Raw genomic sequence first — 299 nt, 5'->3', positions numbered from 1 at the left:
CTGATTGAGGAATATGGTGTCCTGTTTGATGTATCGCAAATCCGACATGAGCATCAATCCAACAGGCGGTTATCCCCCCTCCATTAACATGAGCTGTCTGATACACATAATCTGAGAAAGCTTCTTTGATAAGCTCAGAATATTTACGAGAAATAGCGAATGACCGTTCACGTAATGCCTTTTTATCAGGACAAGATTGGCAATAATGCTCACTGAGCTCATCAGCTTTCTTCTCCAGGCTTGTATTCTTCCACTTGGGAGCCCCAAGCAGAATGGCAGAGCGATACTGACTGACTCTT

General features: G+C 43.8%; 1 protein-coding gene. It reads right to left on the bottom strand.

Annotated features, from left to right (window positions below; all coding sequences use genetic code 11):
- Nucleotides 1-299, bottom strand: a 299-nt coding sequence (locus E1189_RS25300) for a hypothetical protein (protein WP_230460220.1), incomplete at both ends; no start/stop codon positions are given.

This window comes from Parendozoicomonas verongulae, assembly GCF_009711465.1.
Taxonomy (GTDB): domain Bacteria; phylum Pseudomonadota; class Gammaproteobacteria; order Pseudomonadales; family Endozoicomonadaceae; genus Sansalvadorimonas; species Sansalvadorimonas verongulae.
This window is presented reverse-complemented; position numbering and strand designations above follow the sequence as displayed.